This is a genomic window from Nitrobacter sp. 62-23 (assembly GCF_001897285.1).
Taxonomy (GTDB): domain Bacteria; phylum Pseudomonadota; class Alphaproteobacteria; order Rhizobiales; family Xanthobacteraceae; genus Nitrobacter.
The window spans coordinates 1-21,243 of the sequence record NZ_MKSM01000140.1; the positions used below are offsets into that span (position 1 = coordinate 1).

Here is a 21,243-nt window from a genome sequence, read left to right on the forward strand (position 1 = left end):
CGATTAGGGGACTGGCATGCGCGTTTTGCTGATTGAGGATGATAGCGCCGTCGCGCAGTCGATTGAGCTGATGCTCAAATCCGAGAGTTTTAACGTCTATACGACGGATCTCGGCGAAGAAGGCGTCGATCTCGGCAAACTATACGACTACGACATTATCCTTCTCGACCTGAACCTGCCCGACATGTCCGGTTATGACGTGCTCAAGCAGCTTCGCGTCTCCAAGATCAAGACACCCATTCTGATCCTCTCCGGCCTCGCCGGCATCGAGGACAAGGTCAAGGGCCTCGGCGTCGGCGCCGACGACTACATGACCAAGCCCTTCCACAAGGATGAATTGGTCGCCCGCATTCATGCGATCGTGCGCCGCTCCAAAGGTCATGCCCAGTCGGTGATCCAGACCGGCGATCTCGTGGTCAATCTCGACACCAAGACGGTGGAAGTCGGCGGCCAGCGCGTCCATCTCACGGGCAAGGAATACCAGATGCTCGAGCTGCTCAGCTTGCGCAAGGGCACCACGCTGACCAAGGAAATGTTCCTCAACCACCTCTATGGCGGCATGGACGAGCCGGAATTGAAGATCATCGACGTCTTCATCTGCAAACTGCGCAAGAAGCTCGCCAACGCCTCGGAAGGACGCAACTTCATCGAGACGGTCTGGGGCCGCGGCTACGTCTTGCGCGAGCCGCATGATGATGATGTGCGTATCCCGGCCTGACATCGGAACTCACCGTTCCTCCCGGACTGGCCCCGCCATAAATGAATGGCGGGGTTTTTGTTTATGAGGCGCGCGCCTGCCGACCTTCCGCGGTCGGGATCCGGTTGCGGTCGCGTCAAGAGCGGCGATCCGGATTCCGGCGCGACAAAGACATACGAAGCTGGATTCCGGGTTCGCGCCGAACGGCGCGTTCCAAATGACGCGCTCCGGAATGACACGCTCCGGAATGACCTGGATGGAACGTTGTCGACTGGCCGCTACGCGCGGGCTGCGGACCGGGCCGAGAGCATGCCTGGAACCAGCGGCGGCGCGCTGACCTGATTGGGCCGATAGAGACCGCGTTTGTCCGGATGAGGCTTGAACACGTCGGTCAACCCGACCACGGTTTCCGCCGCGCCGAGCGCGAGAAAACCGTCGCTTTCCATCCGCTTCGCAAGCCGCGTGAAGATGCGGACCTTGGTTTCCTGATCGAAATAGATCAGCACGTTGCGGCAGAAAACCACGTCGAAGGTGCCGAGGTGGGAAAAATCCTGCAACAGATTGAGCTGGCGGTGCTGAACCATCGCGCGAATGTCGGCGTTGATCTGCCAGAGTTCGCCCACCTGCTTGAAATACTTGATCAGCAACTGAATGGGCAACCCGCGCTGCACCTCGAACTGGCTGTAGAGACCGGCCCGAGACTTTTCGAGCACCTCGTTCGACAGATCTGTGGCGATGATCTCGGTGCGCCATCCCGCCAGCGCGGCACCGTATTCCCTGAGACACATCGCGATCGAATACGGCTCCTGTCCGGTCGAACCGGCGGCGCACCAGATCCGCAGGCTGCGGCGAGCCGCACGGGCCTGCACCAGCGCCGGGATCACGGTATCGCGCAAGTGCTCGAACGGCGTCTTGTCGCGAAAGAAGAAGGTTTCATTGGTGGTCATCGCTTCAACGACGTCAACGCTCAGGGCTCCGGCGCCGCTCTTCATCTTCTGCACGAGGTCGCTGATACCCGAAAGGCCGGCCTTGCGCGCGAGCGGGGTCAAACGGCTCTCGACCAGATATTGCTTGTCGAGGGCAAGATCGAGTCCGGACTGGTCCTTCAGAAACTTACGCAGGTACTCAAAATCAAGCGGTGTCACGCATGGCCTCCCGCAAACAGCCGAACGAGCTTCGGCGCGATTTGTTGAAGCGGCAAAACGGCCGCGCAAATTCCGGCCTGGGCAGCTGCGCCCGGCATTCCCCACACGACGCTGCTCGCTTCGTCCTGCGCGATGACACTTCCTCCCGCAGCGACAATCTGCTTGCCGCCGCGCATTCCGTCCGATCCCATCCCCGTCAGGATGACGGCCAGAATGCCTCCCTGCCAGATATCGATCGCCGATGTGAACAGCGGATCGACGGCCGGCTTGCAGAAGTTCACCGGCGGGCCGTCATCGAGCGCGATAACGGCGCCCGTGCCCTTTCGCACCACCCGCATGTGGCGACCGCCGGGCGCGACATAGATCCGTCCCGGCTTCACGACCTCCTCATTCACGCCCTCGCGCACCGGGCGTCCGGCGACCCGCGCCAGATGTTCCGCGAGAATGGTCGTGAAGGTCGGCGGCATGTGCTGCGTGATCAACACCGGAACGGTGTCGATCACGGACTCAATTCCGGCTACCAGCGTCATCAGTGCCTGCGGCCCGCCCGTGGATGAACCGATCAGCAACACGCGCGGATGCAGCGAACCGAAGGGACGCAGTGTCGGCGCGGATTGCGCCGACGCAAGAGCGGCCCGGGTGGGTTTCGGTGCCTGTTCGCGAGGCGCCAGCGGCGGGGCGGCGACCACCGCCGGACGCCGTCGCTTTGCGGTGAGGTTCCGGATCTTCTGAATCAGGTCGTGCTTGAAGATATCGGCGGCCGCGATCTCGCGGGTGCTCTCCGGCTTCGGAATGTAATCCGCGGCGCCGAGCGACATGGCCTTGAAACTGATCTCCGCGTTGCGACGGGTGAGCGTCGAGGCCATGATGATAATGAGATCGGGCTTCCTGGCCAGCAGTTGCGGCAGCGCAGAAATGCCGTCGAGATCAGGCATCTCGATATCAAGGACGACAACATCGGGATTGGCCCGCTCGACCTGGCTGACGGCATCGAGCCCGGTGCGCAGCGAAGCCGCGACCAGCATGTCGGGTTCAGCGTCGATCCAACGGGAAATCAGCCCGCGAATGACGACGGAGTCGTCGACCACCATGACGCGCAACGGCGCCTGCCCCGAATCCAAAGCCGCCGGACTTGCCAAAGCAGTACTCATTCCCCACCAGACGCAACTGCGAACAAAGACGATGTCTGCGCCGGGCGCGATCCGGTACGGCGCGGTTAGAGTCCCTTCGCTTCTGACGGAAACAGAAGCGGGCTCCAGGATTTCAATTTAATGCCGTATTCTTCACGCGAACCGGCATCCATGTCGCTCGAACTCAGATCAGGCCGATTTCCTGGAATTTTGCCGTCACGATGTCCTTGTCGAAGGGCTTCATGATGTATTCGTTGGCGCCGGCATGAAGCGCACGGGCGATATGCGCGACATCGTTCTCCGTGGTGCAGAACACCACCTTCGGCTGATCACCGCCGGGCATCCGGCGCAGGTTGCGAAGGAACTCGTAACCGTCCATGACCGGCATGTTCCAGTCCAGCAGCACGGCATCCGGCAGTTCGCGCTTGCAGGCGTCAAGCGCCTTCTCGCCGTCCTCCGCCTCGACGATATTGAAATTGAAGCCTTCCAGGATACGTCGCGCGACCTTACGGATAACGCTTGAATCATCCACGACCAGACATGTTTTCATTTCGGCCTCCGCCTCTTTCCAACCTTCATGACGGGACGCTTTCCCGATGACTCCTTGCCGCCGGTCTCAAGCCGCAAGCTTGTCAGGCGCGATCTCCAAAATGCGATCGACGTCGAGAACGACCATCAATTGTCCATCCAGCCGATGCACACCCGCCGACATTTCCGTCATCCGCGGATCGAGGTTGGCCGGATTGACCTCGCGGCTGTCATCCGGAAGCGCCATGACCTCGCCGATCGAATCGATCAGAAGTCCATAGGACTCGCCCCGCAGTTCCACGCCAACGGCCATCGGCGGACGGTCGGCCTCTTGCGTCAGAAGGCCCAATCGCGCGCGCATGTCGATCGCGGTGACGATGCGGCCGCGCAGATTCAACACGCCCGCCACCTCGTTCGATGCCAGCGGCACGCGGGTCAGGCGTTCGGGCTTGAACACATCCTGCACCCGCGAGATCGGAAGCCCGAACAACTGCCCGCCGATCGTCGCGGTGACATATTCGGTAAACGCGCTTTCGCCGCCTTGATTTACCATGGTCATACTCTGATCCTTCATGCCGCCACGCGGCTGGTTTCGGCGGTCTGTTCTTTCAGCGCCGCAATGAGGCCGGGCCGGTCGAACTTGGCGACGTAATCGTGGAAGCCGGCCTGGCGACCCCGCTCGATCGCGGCCGGAGAAATCATCGATGACAGCGCGATGATCGGAGTCGCACTCAGGCGGCGGTCTGAGCGCACCGTCTCGGCGAACTCGAAACCGTTCATGTCGGGCATTTCAATATCGGTGAGGATCGCGTCGAACTCCTGACCCGATCGCAAAACGACGAGACCTTCCTGCGCGTTGGTCGCAAGCCGGACCTGATATCCTGCGGCCTTGAGAACCGGCGCCAGCATGTTGCGGAAAAAGGCGCTGTCATCCACCAGCAGCACCGACCGCGTGGCGGCGTCGGCACGCATCTCCTTGCGCTTGAACCAGTCGGAGAAAGCCATCGGCAGGAAATGACCGATATCGATCACGTCCGTCGCACGGCCCTTGATCACGGCGGAGCCGAGAATGCCCTGCTGATTGCTCGCCACCTCGATGTTCAGCCTCTCCTCGACGATGTCGATGATCTCATCGACCACCAGCCCCGCCGCCCGTCCCTCGTCAGCGAACACCAGGACAGCCTGCGATCCCGCGGTCCCGACCGAAACGCCCTCCATCAGCACCAGCGGCATGAGTTGCTCGCGGTACTGCACCATATAGCGGCCGTCGGAGATCTCGATCTTGCCGACAGCGATCTCCTCCAGCCGCGTGACGAGGGCGAGAGGCACCGCCTTGGGCTGCTCCGATCCGGCGCGGAACACCAGCAGCGACGTCATCTGCTCGGCATCGCCGGAGCCCGCTCCGTGCCCGTCGGCGATTTCCTGCTGCGTCGCCACCGATGCGCCGAGCGCATGTGCGATGCCATTCGGGTCGATGATCATGATCACGGCGCCGTCGCCGAGAATGGTGTTGCCCGAGAACATGCCGATATGCCGCAGCATGGTCGACATCGGCTTGACCACGATTTCCTCGGTATGGAATACGCCATCAACGACAATGCCGAAGGTCTGGTTTCCGACCTGCGTGACCACGATGAAACCGTTCTCGGGATCGCTGGATGCGCCATCATCGATCTTCAGGAGCTTCTTCAGGTGCATCAGCGGCAGCAGCTTGTTGCGCAGCCGCAGGACCGGAGTGTCCTTGATACGTTCGATACGGTGCTCCGAATCCGCTCGCACGCGCACCAGCTCGACCACCGAGAGCTGCGGTATCGCGTAACGCTCGCCCGCAGCCTCCACGATCAACGCCGACACGATCGCCAGCGTCAGCGGAATCTTGACGGTAATGCTTGAGCCCTCGCCGGCCACCGACTTGACGTCGATGGTGCCGCCGATCTGGTCGATGTTGGAACGAACCACGTCCATGCCGACGCCGCGCCCGGAAACGGCGGTCACGGCGGCCGCGGTCGAGAATCCGGGCGCGAAGATGAACTTGTGGATCTGCGCCTCGGTCATCTTCTCGAGTTCAGCCTCGGTCGCGAGGCCGTTCTGAATCGCCTTGGCCTTGATGCGCTCGGTATTGAGGCCGCGGCCATTGTCGGCGATGCAGATGATGATGTGGCCGCCCTCGTGGTAGGCCAGAAGGCGGATGGTGCCCTGTTCGGGCTTGCCCGCCTTGACCCGTTCCGCCGGCGTTTCCAGGCCGTGATCGGCGGAATTGCGCACCATGTGCGTCAGCGGATCCTTGATCAGATCGAGTACCTGACGGTCGAGCTCGGTGTCGGCGCCATGCATCTCGAGTTCGATCTGCTTGCCGAGTTCGCTCGACAGATCGCGCACGATACGCGGCAGCTTCTGCCAGGCGTTTCCGATCGGCTGCATGCGCGTCTTCATGACGCCTTCCTGCAGCTCGGCCGTGACGTTGGACAGCCGTTGCAACGGCACCTTGAATTCGTTGTCCTCGTGGCGACGGCTGATCTCGAGCAACTGGTTGCGCGTCAACACGAGCTCGGACACCATCGTCATCAGATGCTCGAGCGTATCGACGTTGACACGGATCGACTGGTGAGAAACCCGATCGCTTTCCGGAGTGTCTTCCGCTTTCTTCGGCGCCGCCTTGACGGCAGTTTTCGGAGCAGCGGCCGGCGCGGGCGTTGCGGATGCCGGCTGCGGAACGGGTGCGGGCTGCGGAGCGGCAGGCGCGGCCGATTCGACCTCCGTCTCCCGGAACGCGCGCTCGAGATCATCGAGCGACACCTCGCCCGGACGAAGCTGACGTTCGAGAATCTGATAAGTGAGCGTCCCTGCCGTCTCGGCGGCCGGCGCTTCGGCGGCAGGCTCGGGAGAGGAAGCGGCGGCTTCGGAGGCGCCATGCTCCGCCATGTGATGGAGCAGCTCGATCAGATCGGTATCCGATCCTTCCGGCTCGGTTTCGGTCGCCTCAAGCTGACCCAGAATATCCCTGATGCGATCAATGGTGGAGAGAATGAGCGTCACGGCCTCGCCGGTCACCGGCATGCCATCGCGAAACTTGCCCATCAGCGTTTCCGCTGCATGGGCGAGCGCCTCCAGCCTCGGAAGACCCAGAAAGCCGCACGTGCCCTTGATGGTGTGGACCAGCCGAAAGATATTATCCAATATCTTTGCGTTGTTCGGATCCTGCTCGAAGCTGACGAGCTGATTGTCGACGGTATCCAGACTCTCGTTGGTCTCTGTCAGGAATTCGCGGAGGAGATCGTCCATTGCCTTCTGGCCCTCGAACTGCCGGGGCGACGTCGTCGCGCCTTTTCGCGGCCGGGCCAGTTTCAACCCAAAGCATTTAATATTGGTTGAGCAAGCGGAAAAGAATACGCCGGACAGTCGGTACGATGGACTCGCCGCACAAACGCCGGCGAACGACCTCGCTGCACCTGTCGGAATTTTGGCCGATGCAGATACAGGGCGTTTAACGTTGATTTAGCAACGAAAAGGAAGGCACCCGGCAACCCCGGATCAAAACCCTGCCGCTGATCTCCGCGAACCCGGAAACCATTCGTTCACCTTATCAGGCGACGCCTCGTTCAACGGGCGCTTACAACCACTTTCTCGCTCTCCGCGACGATCGCGACGTTGATACCGCAGGCCTCAGCAAGCAGGCGGGTATAGTAGGGCTGAATCGCATGCGCATCGACGGCGCCGGTGGTGCCGGACGCGAGAAGATCGACGACGTTCTGCGAGATGCGGGCGTTCATTCCGGCGGCAGTGATCTGAAAGCCCATCGCCTCGCCCTCGCCAAGCGGATCGACGCTCAGCACGCCCCCGCGCGGAATCATCTGCTGCGCGATCACCAACAAGTTGAGCAGCAGTTTCACCCTGTTCTTCGGCAGCAGCAGACGCGGGAGACTCCAGGCGATCGTGATCTTGCCGTCCTCGAAATGGCCCTTCGCCATGGCCTGCGCATCGCCGAGATCGATCTGCGCACCGGCCGAGCCCGCAGCGCCGAATGCGAGACGGCAGAACTGCAGCCGCGCCGAGGCGGTTTTGGCGCTCTTGCGGATCAGGTCGAGGGCGAACTCGCGATCTTCCGGCTTCGGATTGTCGTCCAGCACCTCGAGCCCGTTGACGATTGCGCCAACCGGACTAATGAGGTCATGACAGACGCGCGAACACAGCAGTGCTGCGAGTTCGAGCATATCGGGAACGGGACCGGGAGACGACGTGCCAGACATGATACCTGCTCCTGGGATCCATTTCGGAAAATCCACAGCAACCGGACTTGCAGCGCGCGGATCTGACGAATCAAACGATGATGGTGGCTTGATACACTGCCGAAGCCTGTGCTGCCACCGCAAGGCGGCCACCGCCGTCCTCCCGCGCCGTGCAAGGACACTTCAGACGTGCCGGTGATCGACGCTCAAACGGCTGCGGCGCTGATGAATGCCCTCACCGCGCTGGTGGCAAAAGCCGGCGCCGCCACCCTCTCGGTCAGCCGCGATCGCATGACGATCAGCGGCAAGGCCGACGGCTCTCCCGTGACCGAGGCGGACCTCGCCTCCGACCGGATCATTGCCGACGGGCTCGCGCGGCTCTGCCCCGATATTCCGCTGCTGTCGGAGGAGCGCGTGCATCTTGCCGCGCCGCCTTATGCCGGCAGCTTCTTCGTGATCGATCCGCTCGACGGCACCAGGGAGTTCATCGCCGGCCGCGACGAATTCACCGTCAATCTCGCGATCGTGACGAACGGCGTGCCGCTATTGGGCATCATCGGCGCGCCTGCGCTGGGTATGATCTGGCGAGGTCTTGTCGGCCATGGCGCGGAGCGCCTCGCGGTCGGCGGCGGCGGCGCGGCCGAGCCGATCTCGACCCGGCCGTTTCCTGCCCATGGCGCATGGATCGCCGCCGTCAGCCGCTCCCACGGCGACAGCCGCTCGGACGCCTTCATCGACAGCCGGCCCGGCGCGGTGCGCGAGCCACTCGGCTCCGCCGTCAAATTCTGCCGGATTGCGGAGGGCGAAGCCGATATCTATCCTCGTCTCGCCCCGACCTGCGAATGGGACGTCGCGGCCGGTCACGCCCTGGTCGCCGCCGCCGGGGGCAAGGTCACGGACGGCAGCGGTGCCCCGCTGCGTTTCGGTGAAGCGCGCGCGGGATTTCTGGTGCCGGAATTTATCGCCTGGGGCGATCCCTCGGCCGCTCCGTGACGCAGACTGCCGCCTATGCCCTATTGCGCCAGTGTTTCCTTCAGCACGGTCCAACGACGCGTGGCGTCATGCAGATAGCGCGCCGGATTGGCCGCGAAGGCGGCGCGGGTGTCCTCATGGCCGAACAGGTAAAGCCGCTGGCCGACAATCAGCCAGAGCCGGGCGGTACCGGCGAAGGTTACGCCCCGCGCGATGTCGACCGGATCATAGCCACCGAAACATGGGCTATAGACATCCGGATTGGCGACAAAAAACGCCCGGTTATCGGGGTTGCTGAAGCGCCAGATCGCGCCGCCCTGCGACACCTCGAAGGCGGGGTCGCCCCGCACCGCGCGCGCGTCGGTAAAGAAAGCCACGGGATCGAACCCGCCGATCGCCAGCCCGGTATAACGGTCCGTCACGATCCGCTCGGAGGTCGCGGCCTTCGCCGCAAGGCCCACCCTGGCGCAGGCCAGCCCGCACCCCAGCAAGGCAATCGCGACTATTCCGAGGCGCAAGCCGTTTCCTTCCTGCCGCCGTGCCGTCATAGTTGATGCGGATAACGTGCGAGTCGAGGGGACGATCACCGAATCATACCGACCGCCGGTCAGCGTCGGGTTAAAGACGCAGCGACAAGTTTCGCTACCTTGGGGGTATCTTCCATGGCTTTGATTTCACGCCTCGCAGCGATCACGCTCGCTGCCGTGACGACGTTCTGGATCGTGCCGGCACCCGCCCAGCAGTCAGCCCCGCCATACGAGGCGGCTCCGGGCCAGCAACTGCCGCCGCCGCAACGGCGCGCCGGCCCCAGCAACTATTCGTCGGACGAACTGCTCAAATCCGGGACCCGGTTCTTCGGCAACGTCTCTCGCGGCCTCGCCTCGATCATTGAGCGCGCCGTCAGCCAATGGGGCCTGCCGAACGGCTACATCCTGGGTGAGGAAGGCTCAGGCGCCTTCGTGGCCGGCCTGCGTTACGGCGAGGGCACCCTCTACACCAAGAATGCCGGCGACCTGAAAGTCTACTGGCAAGGTCCGTCGGTCGGTTTCGACTGGGGCGGCGACGGCGCCCGCACCATGACGCTGGTTTACAACCTGCCTGCGACGAACGCGATCTATCAGCGCTTCGCGGGCATCGACGGCTCCGCCTACATCGTCGGCGGCTTCGGCATGACGGCGCTGACCGCGAACAACATCGTGCTGGTGCCGATCCGCTCCGGTCTCGGGCTGCGGCTGGGCGCCAATATCGGCTATCTGAAATTCACGCCGCGAGCGACCTGGAACCCGTTCTGAGCGCCCGACGGCTTCGTCCGTATCTTTCTGCGGCTCAGCCGGACTCTGCCCGACCGGAACGCTTTGCGAGGCGTGGCGCTGGCGTTTTGCCGGTCGCTCATGGCATGGTAACCGAATCCTTGTCCGGCTTGCGGAGCGCTCCCCATGGTCGAGCCGATCATGTATCTGGCGATCGGTTTTCTGGTTTCGATGCTGTGCGGACTGATGATCATGCCGCTCGTGCACAACCGCGCCGTCCGCCTCACCATCAAACGCCTCGAAGCCGCCACGCCGCTGTCGATGGCCGAAATCCAGGCCGATAAGGATCAGTTGCGCGCCGAATTTGCGATGTCGGCACGGCGTCTGGAAATGACCGTTGATACGCTGAAGCGCAAGACCGCCAGCCAGTCCGCCGAACTCGGCAAAAAGGCCGACGCCATCAACCGGCTGAAAATCGAACTCGGCGAGAAGAACGCCGCGATATTCAAGCTCGAGGGTCACGAGGAGAAGGTCGGCGCTCATTTGCACTCCACCGAACAGGAGCTTGCCGCACAGGCCGAAACCTTGCAGAGCGCCGAGCAGACCCTCGCCGACAGGCAAGCCGAACTCGGCCGGGTTCGTCAGGACCTGGCGGACCGCTCGCTGGCGGCGGAAAGCCGGCAGGCCGAACTGTTCGTGGTGCGCGCGCAGGTCGAGCGATTGCAGGGCCGGATCGGCGAGATCGAAAAGGAACTCGCCGACACGCAGGCGCGGCTCGAACAGCAGCGCGGCGCAACGGCCTCCACTGCGCGGGAGCGCGACGACGCCCGCAAACACGTGGAAAATCTGAGCCAGCGCATCGTCACCATCGACAGCCAGCTCATCGACAAGACCAAGGAGGCAGAACGGCTCGGCAGTCGTGCCAGAGAACTCGAAAGCCAGCTTGCCGCACAGACCAGGACGCTGGCCGAGCGGGACCAGGAGAACGGCCCGTTGCGAAAGGCCAATGCAGCCGCGCAACTCACCATCAACGAATTGCGCGAGGAGATCGCGTCGCTGACCGGCGGCAAGGCGCCGCTCATCGACGGACTGCGCAATGAAATGATCGCCACCGAACGGGCGCTACGCGCCGCCCGCGACGAGCGGGCCAAACTTCAGCGCGACATCACCGTGATCCAGCAGCAGGCGAAATCCTCCGGCACGGCCGAGCAGATGGAAAACGCGCTGCTGCGCGAGCGCATCAACGACATCGCCGCCGAGGTCTCCAGGCTGGCCATGACCATCGAGGGACCGGATTCCCCGATCAAGGCCATCCTGGCGGCTGACGCAACGCCGGCCAGGACGGCGAAGGCCGCGAACGGCGCAGGCGGCAACGGCGCGATCCCGTCCCCCGGCTCGCTGGCCGACCGCATCCGCGCCCTGCAATCCGAGGCCTCCGGCGGCGGGCGTTAGAGCTATTCCGGCTTTGATGAAATCAAAGCCGGCTCCCGCTTTTGATGCGTTTTTTGGCACGAACCCGGAAATACCCGCTTCTTTGAAAGCGCCGCAGCCGGGTTGAACGGACCGGCAGGCATAAGGTTCGCTTGACACCCCTGCCCCGCATTTCCTAAATCGCGGCTTCGGTCGTCGCGCCGGGCCCGCCGGTAACCGGGCCTGCCGATTTGAGGCAGATGACGATTCAGGGCGCATAGCTCAGCGGGAGAGCGTTCCCTTCACACGGGAGAGGTCCAAGGTTCGATCCCTTGTGCGCCCACCATTTGCCCGGCGGCGCTGCCGCGGGCGCGGCATTATGATCCGGCCAGTCGTGGCCCGACCCAATTCTCTCACAAAAGACGGGTTCGCGCGAACAGGGCCCGCAACGCGTCGGTGGCCTTGCGGCTGAGCATCGCGTCGCCGGCGGCAGCCTCGAGCGCGGCGCGGGCCTCCTCGTGCAGGGCGCGAAACTCGCCCCATTCGGCGGTGCTCAGGCGCGTGATGAAATCGTAAGCCTGTCCCACCGTCGCGATGGCAACGGACTCGCCGTTCACCTTGACGCGGAAAGTCGCCTGCAGTTTGGTGACCGAATCCGAGACCTTGTCCATGCCACACGAAAGACCTGCGTTGCGCGCGGCCGTCAAGATAAACGATCAGGGTTTCCCACGAAAGAAGCCGGGTGCGGTTTCTGATCGCGGGAGTTCCTGTTCCGGCTGAACCACGATGAAATCGACAGGACCGCCCGGCAACGCGTCATCGAACACGCCTATCACCAGACGACCGGTACGCCATGCCCTCGTATCGAGATTGGTGCGGCCTTCATACAACTCCGGCCCCAGCGCAAACGAGTCGTGTCCGTGCACGACATGGCGGCCCTCGAAGCCCGCCGCATCGCCTTTGGGATAGCGCTTCCAGAGCAGCGTGGACTCAGGCTGCGCGTCGCGGGCAACGCCGGGATCGAGCCCGGCGTGAACATAGATGCGGTGCGAATCGACATGCATCAGCGGCAGCGCCTCCAGCCAGACGATGTCGGCTTCCGGAACGATGAAGGGGTCGCCGCCGTAGGATTCCAGAACCGCATCGCCGCCGTGCTGCAGCCAGCGCGCCATGTGGAGCGGATCGCGCCACGCGGCAACCATCATCGCATCGTGATTGCCCTTGAGCGGAATGAAGGTCCAGCCGTCCGGCATTCCGCGCCGCAGCCTTGCGATGACCTTGCTGCTGTCCGGCCCCTTGTCGACATAATCGCCAAGCATCACCAGCGTACCGCCGTTGCCAGCGGCGTGGGCATGAACCCGGTGTAACGCCTCGCTCAGCAGATCGAAGCGGCCGTGAACGTCGGGGATGACATAGGTCAGGCTCATCTAAGTCTCGCAGGTATGGCGCATCCCTGTCGCATTCAACGTATTGGCCGCTGTTTACCGACGCGCTCCTCATCATCTCACATCTGCACCTCGATCAGGCGCGGCTCCCTCTCCGCCATCGCCTCGGCAAGCGCCCTGTTAAAGTCGTCCGCGGTCGTCACGGCCCGGCCCGGCACGCCCATGCCCTTCGCGAGCGACACCCAGTCGAGGCTTGGGCGATCGAGGCTCAGCATGTCCATCGCCCGTTCGCCGGGCTCGCCGGCGCCAACGCCGTCGAACTCGCCGCGCAGGATCTGATACATGCGATTGGAGAAAACCACGGTGGTGACGTCGAGGCCCTCGCGCGCCTGCGTCCACAATGATTGCAGCGTGTACATCGCGCTGCCATCGCCCACCAGACAGATCACCTTGCGATCGGGACAGGCCACCGCCGCGCCGGTCGCCACCGGCGTCGAAAAGCCGATCGAGCCGCCCATGTTCTGCAGCCAGTCATGCGGCGCGGCGGCGGCGGTCGGCGGGAAGAATCCGCGGCCCGTGGTAATCGACTCGTCGACCACGATGGCGTTGTCCGGAATTGCCAGCGCGATCGCCTGCGCGATGGAAGCGTGATCGAGTTGTCCGGTGGGCGCCATGAGTTCAACCGGCTTCTGCGGCCTCATATCCGCTCGCCGTGCGCCCGCGGCATCCGCCAGCGCTTCCAGCGCGGCCACCGAATTGTCGCCCCGTGCCGTCATCCGGTGCACCGAACAGCCCTCCGCCTTCAAGAGGCTCGGCTTGTCCGGATAGGCGAAGAACGCGACGGGATCGTCGGCCTCGACCAGTATGATGGTCCTGAAGGGTTTCAGAACGCGCAAAGCCTGTTCGACCACATAGGGAATGCGGTCGATGAAAAAACGGCCGCGCCCGCGCGCCATGCGCGCGTTATAAGTCTGCGCCATCACCTTGCAGCCGGTCCTGCCCGCGATCATGCCGGCCAGCGCCAGTCCCGGCTCGCTCAGCGCACTGCCCGTGAGCAACAGCAAGGTCTCGCCGCCTCCGCTGCGCAGGATCCTCGCCGCCGCATCGACTGCCGGTTGCGAATAGCCCGGTCGCTGCGAATTCTCAGGCACCGCGGCGATGCCGTCGGCTTCGTTCCACGCGGTATCCGCGGGCAGGATCAGCGTTGCGATCTGCGGCGGCGAACTTTTGGCAGCCGCGATCGCCGCCGCGCCATCGCAGGCGACCGATTTCGAATCCGACGAGGTGCGGACCCAACCCGACATCGGCCGCGCCAGCCCCTCGATATCCGACGTCAACGGCGCATTGTGTCTGACGTGGTCAACCGCGTGCTGGCCGACGATGTTGACGATGCCGGAACCAGCCTTCCCGGCGTTGTGAAGGTTGGCGAGGCCATTGGCGAGACCCGGACCGAGATGGAGCAGGGTGCAGGCCGGGACGCCCTTCATGCGGAAATAGCCGTCGGCGGCGCCGGTGACCACGCCTTCGAACAGCCCGAGCACGCAGCGCATGCCCTCCACGCGGTCCAGCGCCGCGACAAAATGCATCTCGGAGGTGCCCGGATTGGCGAAGCAGACGTCCACGCCGCCATTCACCAGCGTCCGCACCAGGCTTTCGGCACCGTTCATCCTTGCGCTCCGCTCCTGTCGTTCGAACGAAGCCGAGATCAACATCGTTCCAGCCGTGCGTCAAAGGATTGCCCGCGCAGGGCTGCCATGGCCGACTTTTCTTCGTGAGCAGGGTTGCCCTTGATACCTTTTCGCAACGTTTACGCGGGAAGAATCCTCCTCACGCGACTGCACCTTGCGAAACCGGACGAATTGTGGCCTGTCTCGCAACGGATCGACTGATGCGAGGACATAATGACGCGCGTTTTGGCTCTTTTGATTGTTGCCGCTTTTGCTTTCAATGCGAGGGCCGCTTTCGCGCAGTTCAACGATACGCGCGATATCATGGATTTCGGCCCCAATTTTACCTCCGCCAATCCGATCCCGCGAGAGGTCGTCTATTTCCACAGTCGATATGCGCCGGGCACCATCGTCATCAGCACCAGCGAGCGGCGGCTCTATCTGGTTCTCCCCGACGGCCGGGCGCTGAGATACGGCATCGGCGTCGGCCGCGACGGTTTCCGCTGGGGCGGCGTCCACCGCATCAGCGCCAAGAAAGAATGGCCGAGCTGGACGCCGCCTGCGCAGATGCTGCGCCGGCGTCCGGATCTGCCGCGCCACATGAAAGGTGGCATCGACAATCCGCTCGGCGCGCGCGCGATGTATCTCGGCTCGACGCTCTATCGCATCCACGGCTCCAACGAACCGGAGACGATCGGCCAGGCGGTGTCGTCCGGCTGCTTCCGCATGACGAACGAGGATGTGAAGGATCTTTATGACCGCGTGTCGGTCGGCACGACGGTGGTGGTCAAGAACTAGATCGGCGCACGCCGGACGCCAACCGGGAATGCGGGCACGAATAAAACAGCTTTCACGCCCGCGCGCGGGTTGAGGAAGGCGGACCGCGATGCGTATCGCTTCGCTCAGGCTTGTTACCGCCACCTTGATCGGAGCGGCCATCTGCATCGCGCATGCCCCCTTGCAACCCGCCATCGCCGAGTTTGCAGGAGCGTCTGCGCGTCAGCACGTCGAGAGAAGGGTTTTCACCGATCACGAGATTCTCGACGGATTCTTCAAGATCGCATTCGGCGCCGAGTACCATCTGGCCGGCCGGGTCGACCGCATCCGCAAATATGACGGGCCGGTGCGCGTGTTCGCCGAGGGCGTCAATCGCGCCGACCGCAAGGCGCAACTGGCGAGAGTCGTTACCGACATCGCAAGGCGCGTCCGGCATCTCGACATTGCCATGGCGGACAGCGCCGATGAGGCCAACGTCACCGTCCGGCTCGTCCGCGACCGCAACCTCAATCGCACCATCACCGCGCTCTACGGCGCCAGGCGCGCCCGCGAAATTCACACCTCGCTCGATCCCCAATGCCTGTCCGGTTTCCGCAAGAACGAGACATTCGAGATCGAGCATTCCGACGTGATCCTGACCGTCGACAACGGCGACTTCGTTTTCCTCGACTGCGCCTACGAAGAACTGCTGCAGTCGCTTGGCCCCATCAACGACACCAGTTCCGTGCCGTGGACCATGTTCAACGACGACGTCCAGATGGGCTTCTTCGACATCTACGACCAGTACATCCTCAACATCCTCTACGATCCGCGCATCAAGCCCGGCATGACCGTGCAGGAGACCCGCGCGGTGCTGCCGCAGGTCATGATCGATGTGCGGGCATGGGTTGCGAAGGTCAACGACCTGCCGCTGGAGTGAGGGGCTTTTTATCGCGCATCCCCCGTCATTTCCGGAAACCGCGTCAGCGGCGGATCCGGAATCCGGCAACACAACACTTGCTTCGGTGCCGGATTCCGGATTTGCACCGACGTCGCACCCCGGAATGACGGATCGCTACGCGCTTTTCTCGAACAGCTCGCGGCCGATCAGCATGCGGCGGATTTCGCTGGTGCCAGCGCCGATTTGATAGAGCTTGGCATCGCGCAACAGGCGTCCGGTCGGATAGTCGTTGATATAACCATTGCCGCCAAGCAACTGGATCGCGTCCAGCGCGCACTGCGTCGCCTTCTCCGCCGCGAAGAGGATCGCCCCTGCCGCGTCCTCCCGCGTGGTCTCGCCGCGATCGCAAGCCCTTGCCACCGCATAGACGTAGGCGCGGCATGCATTGAGGGTGACGTACATGTCGGCGACCTTGCCCTGCACGAACTGGAAACTGCCGATCGGCTGGCCGAACTGCTTGCGCTCGTGCACGTAAGGCATCACCACATCCATGCAGGCCTGCATGATGCCGAGCGGACCGGCGGCGAGCACAACGCGCTCGTAATCGAGGCCGGACATCAGTACGCCGATGCCGCCATCGATCTTGCCGAGCACATTCTCCTCGGGCACCTCGCAATCCTCGAACACCAGTTCGCAGGTGTCGGAGCCACGCATGCCGAGCTTGTCGAGCTTCTGCGCAGTCGAAAATCCTTTGAATCCCTTTTCGATGATGAAGGCGGTGATGCCACGCGCGCCCGCGGCGGCGGCGGTCCTGGCGTAGACCACCAGCGTTTCCGCGACGGGTCCGTTGGTGATCCACATCTTGCTGCCGTTGAGAATATAGCGGTCGCCCTTCCTGTCGGCGCGGGTCTTCATCGATGCAACGTCCGAACCGGCGCCGGTCTCCGACATCGCCAGCGCACCGACGTGCTCGCCGGAAATCAGCTTCGGCAGGTATTTGCGCTTCTGCGCCTCGCTGCCGTTACGGCGCAACTGATTGATGCAGAGATTGGAATGCGCGCCATAGGACAATCCGACCGAAGCCGAACCGCGCGAGATTTCCTCCATGACGACGCAATGCTCGAGATAGCCGAGACCGGCGCCCCCATACTCCTCTTCAACCGTGATGCCGTGCAGCCCGAGCGCGCCCAGCTTGGGCCAGAGGTCGCGCGGGAACTGATTGGTCCTGTCGATCTCGGCAGCGCGCGGCGCGATCTCATTGACAGAAAAGTCGCGAACCGTCTCGCGGATCGCGTCCGCAGTTTCGCCGAGATCGAAGTTGAAGTCGCCAGCGATGTTGGAACCAGCCACGGAGGTTCTCCTCACGCGCGACCAAGACCAGTCGCACCTTCTTCGAGATCAACCATGCCATGGAGATTGCATCGAGAGAAGGGCGCGACTGCTCTCCGCTCGATGCCGTCGTTACGCCAGCGCGCGCGATGAATCCCTGACCTTGCGGGTCGCGGCATCCACGGACTGGGTGACATGGGCGATCTCGCTCATGTTCGAGGTGATATCCGCAACACCCTTCGCCGCGACCTGCATGTTGGACGAAATGCTCTGCGTCACGGATGCCTGTTCCTCCACCGATGCAGCGATGGCCGCCGATATTTCATTGATGCGCGAAATCGTCTGGGTGATGGCCTCGATGACGGCGACGGCGCCGCCCGTGGTATTTTGAACCTCGGCCACCTGGCCGCTGATCTCATCGGTGGCCTTGGCGGTCTGCGAGGCCAGGCTCTTCACTTCCGAGGCGACCACCGCAAAACCACGGCCGGCTTCGCCCGCGCGCGCCGCCTCGATGGTGGCGTTGAGCGCGAGCAGATTGGTCTGCTCGGCAATGCTGTTGATGAGCTTGACGACGTCGCCGATTTTCTGCGCCGCGGTGGAAAGACCGGAAACGATGGAGCTGGTCTCGTTGGCCTGCGTAACGGCCTGCTGGGAAATCGCGAGCGCGTCCGCCGCCTGACGGCTGATCTCGCCGACCGATGCCGCGAGTTCTTCCGCGCCGGCCGCGACGGCCTGCATGTTGGATGAGGCCTGGGTGGACGCATCGGCCGCCGAGGTCACGCGCTCCGAAGTCGCGGCAACGGACCCGGTGATCTGGCCGAGATCGGTGTCGATGGATTTCTGCAAGTCCAGGCGGCGCATCCGGTCTTCGACCTGCGCCGTCACGTCCGTGGCGAATTTGACCACCTTCATCAGGCCCCCCTCCGCATCCTGGATGGGATTGTACGCCGCCTGAATCCAGACCGCCTGGCCGCCTTTGCCGATCCGCTTGTACTCGGCCACCTGATATTCGCCACGCCGGAGCGAATCCCAAAATGCCTTGTAGCCCGCGCTGTCGCGCTCAGTCGGATCGACGAAGATCCGGTGATGCCGTCCCTGGATCTCGTCCAGCCGGTAACCGAGAGTGTTCAGGAAATTCTCGTTCGCGGTGATGATGGTGCCGTCGAGATTGAATTCGATCACCGCCTGCGCCTTGTGAATCGCCTTGAGCTGGCCTTCGCAATCGGCGCTGCGGAGTTTGCGTTGGGTGACATCGGTGGCGAACTTGACCACCTTGAATGGCTTGCCGCGACGATCCAGAAGCGGATTATAGGTCGCCTGGATCCAGATCGGCCGCCCGCCCTTGGCGACGCGCTTGAACTCCCGAGCCTGATATTCACCGCGTCGCAGAGCGTCCCAGAATTCGCGATATTCATGGCTGTCGCGGCGCTGCTGGTCGACAAACATGCTGTGATGCTTGCCGCGGATTTCGGCAAGCGTGTATCCCATCGCGTTGAGAAAGTTCGCGTTCGCGGTGATGATCGTTCCGTCGAGATCGAACTCAATCACCGCCTGGGACCTGTTCAGCGCGTCGAGTTGCGCCTGCGCGTCGCGGGATGCCGCCAGAAAGCTCATGTGATCCCCCCAAGATGCCCGGCGACCACAATATCTCGACAGTTGTTAAGTATCATTTACTGCAATTATTAGTTGCTATAAATTTCTTGCGCCGGCAGCGTCTGGCGAACAGCTTAGCGGATGCGGTAAATTATGCCGGAACAAGCGGCAACGGTCCGCAATGAGGGACCGGCCGACAGCAGCACAGCCAAGTGAAAGGTCCGCCCCGGCCGTGCACACTGATCCAATTCGGCCGCGAAGCTGAACGGCGGCAACGTGCCTAAGACCTTCACCTGTCGCGCAGTCGCTGTTCGACAGCGCGAGCCTCAATGCCGGCGTGGCAGGCGACTGCAGGCGTTGCGGATTGCGAATGCAGGCGGTGCGCCGCCACGTGGCGCACTGCAACATGGCGGGAACATCCTTCCGCCTGTCACGCTTTGCGCGATGTCGAGCCATTTTGTGCGCGTACGGAAAGATCGTTAGCCATGGCGCGCAAAAGTGAAAATCTTCGCAGGTGCATTCGCAGTTTTAACGAAGCCGCAAACTCCAGTCCCAAGGGCTATTTTCGGTGTCTTGCGCCAGCAGAAAAGCGCTACAATGACGGCCGATCCATCGCAACGAAATCTGAACACAAATGATCTACGGCTCGTCTCAGCACCGAAACTTGATTTTCGACCGGCAATCGCCACCTTGCGGTTGCGCAGGCGCGATTTACACGCCAATCCATATTCCGGGATCGACATTGCATCGATATGGCCTCCAGCTTTTCCGATATCGTTGAAGAAGCGCGTCTGTCGGCGCGCGCGCTGCTGGATTACGGCGAAAACTTCTTCAACCCGACGGTCAGGCTCGGCGTAACGGGGCTGTCGCGCGCCGGCAAAACGGTGTTCATCACCGCGCTGGTGCATGGCCTGTCGCGCGGCGGCCGGTTTCCGGTTTTTGAATCGCTCGCCAGCGGTCGCATCGCGCGCGCGCAGCTTGCTCCGCAGCCGGACGACGCTGTGCCGCGCTTCAACTATGAGCAACACGTCCACACGCTGATCACCGAACGGCGCTGGCCGAACTCGACGGTCGATATCAGCGAGTTGCGGCTCGTGATCGGCTATCAGCGGCAAAACGGCTCGGACCAGACGCTGACGCTGGACATCGTCGACTATCCCGGCGAATGGCTGCTCGATCTGCCACTGCTCGACAAAAGCTACGAACAGTGGTCGACGGAAAGTCTTGCGCTGTCACGGCAGCAGCCGCGCGCGCGGCTTGCGGAGGAATGGCACGCGCATCTTGCAACGCTCCGGCCTTCGGCCCGCGAGGACGAGCAGGCGACGCTTGTCGCTGCGCGGCTGTTCACCGACTATCTGCGGGCCTGCCGGGACGAGCGCTTCGCCATGAGCCTGCTGCCACCCGGCCGTTTCCTGATGCCCGGCAATCTCGCAGGCTCGCCCGCGCTCACCTTTGCACCACTCGATCTGCCCGCCGGCGGCATCGCGCCCGATGGCTCGCTCTGGACGATGATGCGGCGGCGATACGAGGCCTACAAGGACCTCGTGGTCCGGCCGTTTTTCCGCGATCATTTTTCCCGGCTCGATCGCCAGGTCGTGCTGGTCGACACGCTCTCCGCCTTCAATGCTGGACCCGAAGCACTGTACGACCTCGAAGCCGCGCTCGCCGGAATTCTGGATTGCTACCGCATCGGCCGCTCGACGCTGCTGAGCACGCTGTTCCGGCCGCGGATCGACCGCATCCTGTTCGCCGCCACCAAGGCCGATCATCTGCACCACACCAACCATGACCGGCTCGAGGCGATCCTGCGCCGCGTCGTCGAGCGCGCCGTCGCACGCGCCGAAGTCGCCGGCGCCGCCATCGACGTTGTCGCGCTTGCGGCCGTCCGCTCCACCCGCGAGGCGCAGGTGCAGTGCGGTCGCGAGAAGCTGCCGTCCATCCTCGGCACCCCCCTGGCCGGCGAATTCGCCAATGGTGAGACCCTCGACGGCAACACCGAAGTCGCGACATTTCCGGGCGACCTGCCGACCGATCTCAAGGATCTTTTCGCCGGAAATGGCGCGTTCCGCGGGTTGTCCACGTCGGCGATGGACCAGGCCGATTTCCGCTTTCTGCGCTTTCGTCCGCCCCGCCTTCAGGGCAACGGAACGGGCGATCCCTCCCTGCCCCATATCCGCCTCGACCGGGCGCTTCAGTTTCTGATCGGAGACCGACTGCAATGAGTGAGCGTTCCGGCCTGCGCCGCCCCGTCACA

19 protein-coding genes and 1 tRNA gene are annotated in these 21,243 nt (G+C 63.2%); 8 read left to right on the forward strand and 12 right to left on the reverse strand.

Annotation, left to right across the window (positions count from 1 at the left end; genetic code table 11):
- Nucleotides 1–16 precede the first annotated feature (16 nt).
- The gene (gene ctrA, locus BGO16_RS17585; RefSeq protein WP_292620451.1) at nucleotides 17–718 is read left to right on the forward strand and encodes a response regulator transcription factor CtrA; all 702 of its coding nucleotides are present in this window, start codon (nucleotides 17–19) and stop codon (nucleotides 716–718) included.
- A gap of 257 nt (nucleotides 719–975) precedes the next feature.
- On the opposite strand, the gene BGO16_RS17590 is transcribed toward ctrA, so the two are convergent.
- The 6 genes from BGO16_RS17590 to chpT form a co-directional block, all read right to left on the reverse strand.
- Complete coding sequence (locus tag BGO16_RS17590; RefSeq protein ID WP_292620452.1) at nucleotides 976–1,842, reverse strand: protein-glutamate O-methyltransferase CheR; 867 nt, start codon at nucleotides 1,840–1,842, stop codon at nucleotides 976–978.
- Nucleotides 1,839–2,993 (reverse strand): chemotaxis response regulator protein-glutamate methylesterase, encoded by a 1,155-nt coding sequence (locus tag BGO16_RS17595; RefSeq protein ID WP_292620453.1) that lies wholly within the window; start codon nucleotides 2,991–2,993, stop codon nucleotides 1,839–1,841. Before BGO16_RS17595 ends, BGO16_RS17590 begins: the two co-directional genes overlap by 4 nt.
- Before the next feature lie 163 nt (nucleotides 2,994–3,156).
- Nucleotides 3,157–3,522 carry a response regulator gene (locus BGO16_RS17600; protein ID WP_292620454.1) on the reverse strand — a complete coding sequence of 122 codons (366 nt, stop codon included), beginning with the start codon at nucleotides 3,520–3,522 and terminating at the stop codon, nucleotides 3,157–3,159.
- 66 nt (nucleotides 3,523–3,588) lie between these two features.
- Entirely contained in the window at nucleotides 3,589–4,059 is a 471-nt protein-coding gene (locus BGO16_RS17605; RefSeq protein WP_292620455.1) for a chemotaxis protein CheW, read from the reverse strand.
- Between the two features lie 11 nt (nucleotides 4,060–4,070).
- Nucleotides 4,071–6,782: a hybrid sensor histidine kinase/response regulator gene (locus BGO16_RS17610; RefSeq protein WP_292620456.1), complete on the reverse strand. Its 2,712-nt coding sequence runs from the start codon at nucleotides 6,780–6,782 to the stop codon at nucleotides 4,071–4,073.
- A 317-nt stretch (nucleotides 6,783–7,099) separates the two neighbouring features.
- On the reverse strand, nucleotides 7,100–7,747 hold the full coding sequence (chpT, locus tag BGO16_RS17615; RefSeq protein WP_292620457.1) for a histidine phosphotransferase ChpT: 648 nt from the start codon (nucleotides 7,745–7,747) through the stop codon (nucleotides 7,100–7,102).
- Nucleotides 7,748–7,951: 204 nt separating this feature from the next.
- On the opposite strand from chpT, the gene BGO16_RS17620 reads away from it, so the two are divergent.
- Nucleotides 7,952–8,719, forward strand: coding sequence for a 3'(2'),5'-bisphosphate nucleotidase CysQ (locus BGO16_RS17620; RefSeq protein WP_292620469.1), 768 nt, complete (start codon nucleotides 7,952–7,954; stop codon nucleotides 8,717–8,719).
- A gap of 20 nt (nucleotides 8,720–8,739) precedes the next feature.
- Here BGO16_RS17620 and BGO16_RS17625 read toward each other — a convergent pair whose 3' ends face one another.
- Nucleotides 8,740–9,246 (reverse strand): YHS domain-containing (seleno)protein, encoded by a 507-nt coding sequence (locus BGO16_RS17625; protein ID WP_292620458.1) that lies wholly within the window; start codon nucleotides 9,244–9,246, stop codon nucleotides 8,740–8,742.
- 114 nt (nucleotides 9,247–9,360) lie between these two features.
- On the opposite strand from BGO16_RS17625, the gene BGO16_RS17630 reads away from it, so the two are divergent.
- The 3 genes from BGO16_RS17630 to BGO16_RS17640 all read left to right on the forward strand — a co-directional run bounded on the left by BGO16_RS17630 (nucleotide 9,361) and on the right by BGO16_RS17640 (nucleotide 11,704).
- The gene (locus BGO16_RS17630) at nucleotides 9,361–9,990 is read left to right on the forward strand and encodes a DUF1134 domain-containing protein (protein WP_292620459.1); all 630 of its coding nucleotides are present in this window, start codon (nucleotides 9,361–9,363) and stop codon (nucleotides 9,988–9,990) included.
- Between the two features lie 144 nt (nucleotides 9,991–10,134).
- Nucleotides 10,135–11,400 (forward strand): hypothetical protein, encoded by a 1,266-nt coding sequence (locus BGO16_RS17635; protein ID WP_292620460.1) that lies wholly within the window; start codon nucleotides 10,135–10,137, stop codon nucleotides 11,398–11,400.
- Nucleotides 11,401–11,629: 229 nt separating this feature from the next.
- Nucleotides 11,630–11,704 (forward strand) — tRNA-Val (locus BGO16_RS17640).
- 67 nt (nucleotides 11,705–11,771) lie between these two features.
- On the opposite strand, the gene BGO16_RS17645 is transcribed toward BGO16_RS17640, so the two are convergent.
- The 3 genes from BGO16_RS17645 to BGO16_RS17655 all read right to left on the reverse strand — a co-directional run bounded on the left by BGO16_RS17645 (nucleotide 11,772) and on the right by BGO16_RS17655 (nucleotide 14,410).
- Complete coding sequence (locus BGO16_RS17645; protein WP_292620461.1) at nucleotides 11,772–12,029, reverse strand: hypothetical protein; 258 nt, start codon at nucleotides 12,027–12,029, stop codon at nucleotides 11,772–11,774.
- 45 nt (nucleotides 12,030–12,074) lie between these two features.
- Nucleotides 12,075–12,785, reverse strand: a complete 711-nt coding sequence (locus tag BGO16_RS17650; RefSeq protein ID WP_292620462.1) for a metallophosphoesterase — start codon at nucleotides 12,783–12,785, stop codon at nucleotides 12,075–12,077.
- Nucleotides 12,786–12,862: 77 nt separating this feature from the next.
- Nucleotides 12,863–14,410 carry an acetolactate synthase large subunit gene (locus BGO16_RS17655; protein ID WP_292620463.1) on the reverse strand — a complete coding sequence of 516 codons (1,548 nt, stop codon included), beginning with the start codon at nucleotides 14,408–14,410 and terminating at the stop codon, nucleotides 12,863–12,865.
- Nucleotides 14,411–14,644: 234 nt separating this feature from the next.
- Here BGO16_RS17655 and BGO16_RS17660 point away from each other — a divergent pair, with 234 nt between their 5' ends.
- Entirely contained in the window at nucleotides 14,645–15,208 is a 564-nt protein-coding gene (locus BGO16_RS17660; protein WP_292620464.1) for a L,D-transpeptidase, read from the forward strand.
- A gap of 88 nt (nucleotides 15,209–15,296) precedes the next feature.
- Nucleotides 15,297–16,106 carry a DUF2927 domain-containing protein gene (locus BGO16_RS17665; protein ID WP_292620465.1) on the forward strand — a complete coding sequence of 270 codons (810 nt, stop codon included), beginning with the start codon at nucleotides 15,297–15,299 and terminating at the stop codon, nucleotides 16,104–16,106.
- Between the two features lie 135 nt (nucleotides 16,107–16,241).
- Here BGO16_RS17665 and BGO16_RS17670 read toward each other — a convergent pair whose 3' ends face one another.
- Nucleotides 16,242–17,417, reverse strand: coding sequence for an isovaleryl-CoA dehydrogenase (locus BGO16_RS17670; RefSeq protein WP_292620466.1), 1,176 nt, complete (start codon nucleotides 17,415–17,417; stop codon nucleotides 16,242–16,244).
- A 111-nt stretch (nucleotides 17,418–17,528) separates the two neighbouring features.
- Nucleotides 17,529–19,010 (reverse strand): PAS domain-containing methyl-accepting chemotaxis protein, encoded by a 1,482-nt coding sequence (locus BGO16_RS17675; RefSeq protein ID WP_292620467.1) that lies wholly within the window; start codon nucleotides 19,008–19,010, stop codon nucleotides 17,529–17,531.
- Nucleotides 19,011–19,741: 731 nt separating this feature from the next.
- Between BGO16_RS17675 and BGO16_RS17680 the strand changes: the two genes are divergently transcribed.
- Entirely contained in the window at nucleotides 19,742–21,211 is a 1,470-nt protein-coding gene (locus BGO16_RS17680) for a YcjX family protein (protein ID WP_292620468.1), read from the forward strand.
- Nucleotides 21,212–21,243 lie beyond the last annotated feature (32 nt).